Source organism: Microbispora sp. NBRC 16548 (genome assembly GCF_030268985.1).
GTDB classification, from domain to species: domain Bacteria; phylum Actinomycetota; class Actinomycetes; order Streptosporangiales; family Streptosporangiaceae; genus Microbispora; species Microbispora catharanthi.
The window spans coordinates 1-255 of the sequence record NZ_BSSF01000128.1; the positions used below are offsets into that span (position 1 = coordinate 1).

At 69.8% G+C, this 255-nt stretch carries 1 protein-coding gene; it reads right to left on the bottom strand.

Annotated elements, in window-relative coordinates; all coding sequences use genetic code 11:
* A partial coding sequence (locus QSK36_RS43345; RefSeq protein WP_285786470.1) for a sugar phosphate isomerase/epimerase family protein occupies positions 1-255 on the bottom strand: 255 nt, incomplete at both ends.

Sequence of the window (255 nt, forward strand, 5' to 3'; positions counted from 1 at the left end):
GGCGACCCGGGCGTCCTTGCAGTCGACGTGGTAGATCCGGTCGGCGAAGTCGAGGATGAAGTTCGCCGGGTCCAGGCCCTGCCACACCATGTGCGAGGGGTCCCAGTTCAGCCCGAAGGCCGGCCGGCGCCCGATGGCCTCCAGCGTCCGCACCGTGGTGTGGTAGTCGTAGGCGATCTCGCTGGGGTGCACCTCGTGCGCGAAGCGCACCCCCACCTCGTCGAAGACGTCGAGGATCGGGTGCCAGCGGTCGGC